Origin of the sequence: Paucibacter sp. B2R-40 (assembly GCF_025717555.1) — a bacterium.
Classification (GTDB): Bacteria; Pseudomonadota; Gammaproteobacteria; order Burkholderiales; family Burkholderiaceae_C; genus Paucibacter_A.
In genome coordinates this window covers 1-2,701 of sequence record NZ_JAJIRP010000025.1, presented here as the reverse complement: position 1 = coordinate 2,701, position 2,701 = coordinate 1, and the positions used below count along the sequence as shown (strand labels likewise).

The following is a 2,701-nucleotide window of genomic DNA, read 5'->3' as shown; positions in this document are numbered from 1 at the left end:
CTACGCTGCCTGTATATTTTCAGCTGCGCGCGGCCAGCTTGCTGCGGCCCCTCAGCTCGAACGTTAGGCGTCACAAAACACGCAGCACCAATGCTCATATGAAAATCAGTTTAAGAAAGATCACGCTGGAGAACTTAGACGACGTCGTCGATCTTCGGTTGCTTGATCACCAATACGAGTACCTCGCGAGCAACTCCTACTCAATAGCCGAGGCCAGCCTCAATACGTCACTTCGCACCCATGCCATCTACGGTGACGAGCGGGTGATCGGCTTTGTCTTGTACTGCACGCCAGATGACAGTGATAGCGAACCGGGCACATATGAAATTTGGCGATTGATGATCGATGCGGGTTTTCAAGGGCGCGGGTACGGTCGGCAGGCTCTAGAGTTCGTCCTTCGGGAGATATGCGCAGACGGCACTGCGCAGAACATCCACATTTGCTATAAACCAGACAACGAGGCGGCGAAACGTTTCTACTCAAGCTTTGGATTTGAAGAAGTCGGTATCGAGCCTGAAATTGGTGAGATGGATGCTGTGGTTACGCCCTTGCGCATCAGATGGTCGAGGCCAGCAGGTGACGCCTAACCGGTCGTTCGAGCCGACTCGCAACGGCTGGTCTCTTCAGGCCCCCATTTCATTCTGGGCCTTCCGTGCCCAGCCGTCGCTCGCGGCTCAACTTCGACGTTAGACCCCACCGGAACAACTATCGCTCTTCCGCCGGATTCACAGAGGACCTCATTCAAAATGGCCACAAAGTCTGTCCAGTCGCTGGTCGAAGACATCCGACTCATCAGTGAGACAAACCACGAGATCGTTGAGGCCGTGCGCGCCTTGGTCAAGCAGACCTTCAAGTCCTCTTTCGAAGAGGTCAAGTACGGAGGAATCCTGTTCTCTTCAGGAGTGCAGTTCTGTGGTGTGTTCGCCTACAAGGAACATGTGTCCGTCGAATTCGGAGCGGGCGCCAAGATCACTGATGAAATTGGTTTTCTTGAAGGGTCAGGTAAAGGTCGCCGTCACTTGAAGATCAGGTCAGTTGCAGAAATCAAGAGCAAGAAAGTTGCAGAGTACCTTTCGCTTGCGCACAAGGCAGCAAGTGGGGTCTAACCAGTCGCTCGAGCGGACCTCCGCCAGCTGGCCGCGCTGCGCTGCCTGTATATTTTCAGCTCCGCGCGGCCAGCTGGCTCCGGCCCCTCAGCTTCAACGTTAGAGCTCATGACCACCGTGCTCATCGCGGCAGCATTGCTCGGCATCGTCCTGTTGCTTCTGGCGATGACTTTGGTCGCGCTTGCTTTCCTTTGGCGATTCCTTCCTATTAGCCAGCGCGCAAGTGAAGTTTCTTTCATGGTTTTCGCGGCACTACTAGTAACGCCTGTGCCGGTTGGACTTGGGGTTGGAGCTATGGTGTACCCCGTCGCAGTTCTCTACCAGGACATCGGGCAACTTAAGTGGCATTTTGAGTGGTACGCAAATGCTCCTGAGCTATTGCTTCCGTCGCTAGCAATCACGATCGCCTTTGCATACATTGCTTCGCATAGGCTTTTGCCAAATCTTTCGTCACGCAGGGGCGGCGAGAAATGAGCTCTAACCGGGCGTTCGAGCCGACTCGCAACGGCTGGCCACTCCAGGCCCCCATTTCATTCTGGGCCTTCCGTGCCCAGCCGCCGCTCGCGGCTCAACTTCGACGTTAGGCCTCAGAAGCATGACCGTCTCATTTTCGGGAAACAGCCTGACCGTCGACGGGCGGAAAGTTGAACTGCCTTGGCCAGTGCTCAACGCCACCGAGCATGACAGGGTCGTGTTCGTGTTGCTCGACCCAGACTCATATCTCAAAGATTCAAACTACAAGGTACTGCGCCGCCGGGGGCTCCCGCCATTCGGAACTTGCTGGCCCTAAACAGAACCGGCCAAACGCTCTGGGAAGCGGAGATGCCGGAGCCATCGGATTACTACTATAGGATCAATTCTATCGAGCCGCTTGTCGTGAACTCGTACTCGTCGTACAAATGCGAGATCAACCCGAGCAGCGGCACCATCGTTCGCAAAGAGTTTCTCAAGTAGCCTGCACGGCGGCCAAAGAGTCATGCCAACATGAAGTCCGAGTGCCTGAGCCCTAACCATTCGTTCGAGCCGACTCGCAACGGCTGTCCACTTCAGGCCCCCATTCCATTCTGGGCCTTCCGTGACCACCCGCCGCTCGCGGCTCAACTTCGACGTTAGCCCGCTGCAAATACATATGACTACTTCGGCACCAGCGATGATTGGATGTGGAGAGCATGGGGAACGTGTTTCTGCCGTGGTTTGCGGGCACTTGCTGCGCGGTGAGTTGGCGCCTGCCGGGTTTGTCGAAAATTCAAGCAACCCGAACGATCTCCAAGCCTGGTGCTCGGCCTGTGAAGAGCTCTACTTGGGCGAAGGCGAGATGACTGAAGCCTTCCGTAGGTTCAACCGTATGTCGATTGTTTGCGTCGATTGCTACGCCGACGCAAAAGTTCGCCATTCATCGCCATGACAAGATTGCGCAACTTCATCCAGCATCGGGCTAACCTGTCGCTCGAGTGGACCTCCGCCAGCTGGCCGCGCTACGCTGCCTGTATATTTTCAGCTCCGCGCGGCCAGCTGGCTGCGGCCCCTCAGCTCGAACGTTAGAGCGCACCAATACCGTCATGGCATCGTCCCCAAGCTTGTGGCACCTGCCGCTT

Annotated in this window: 5 protein-coding genes; all 5 read left to right on the top strand. The window is 56.1% G+C overall.

What is annotated here, in order from left to right; translation table 11 throughout:
* Window positions 1–587: GNAT family N-acetyltransferase (locus LNV09_RS24575; RefSeq protein ID WP_263559695.1), on the top strand; the 587-nt coding region annotated here is incomplete at its 5' end.
* A gap of 159 nt (window positions 588–746) precedes the next feature.
* Window positions 747–1,106 (top strand): DUF1801 domain-containing protein, encoded by a 360-nt coding sequence (locus tag LNV09_RS24570; protein WP_263559694.1) that lies wholly within the window; start codon window positions 747–749, stop codon window positions 1,104–1,106.
* A gap of 108 nt (window positions 1,107–1,214) precedes the next feature.
* Window positions 1,215–1,580, top strand: coding sequence for a hypothetical protein (locus LNV09_RS24565; RefSeq protein ID WP_263559693.1), 366 nt, complete (start codon window positions 1,215–1,217; stop codon window positions 1,578–1,580).
* A 303-nt stretch (window positions 1,581–1,883) separates the two neighbouring features.
* Window positions 1,884–2,060 (top strand): DUF7957 family protein, encoded by a 177-nt coding sequence (locus LNV09_RS24885; protein WP_505191004.1) that lies wholly within the window; start codon window positions 1,884–1,886, stop codon window positions 2,058–2,060.
* Window positions 2,061–2,181: 121 nt separating this feature from the next.
* Entirely contained in the window at window positions 2,182–2,511 is a 330-nt protein-coding gene (locus LNV09_RS24560) for a hypothetical protein (RefSeq protein ID WP_263559692.1), read from the top strand.
* The last annotated feature ends 190 nt before the right edge of the window (window positions 2,512–2,701 follow it).

Coding starts and splice junctions, on each gene's coding strand:
- LNV09_RS24570 (WP_263559694.1), top strand. CDS start 747: ATGGCCACAAAGTCTGTCCAGTCGCTGGTCGAAGACATCCGACTCATC.
- LNV09_RS24565 (WP_263559693.1), top strand. CDS start 1,215: ATGACCACCGTGCTCATCGCGGCAGCATTGCTCGGCATCGTCCTGTTG.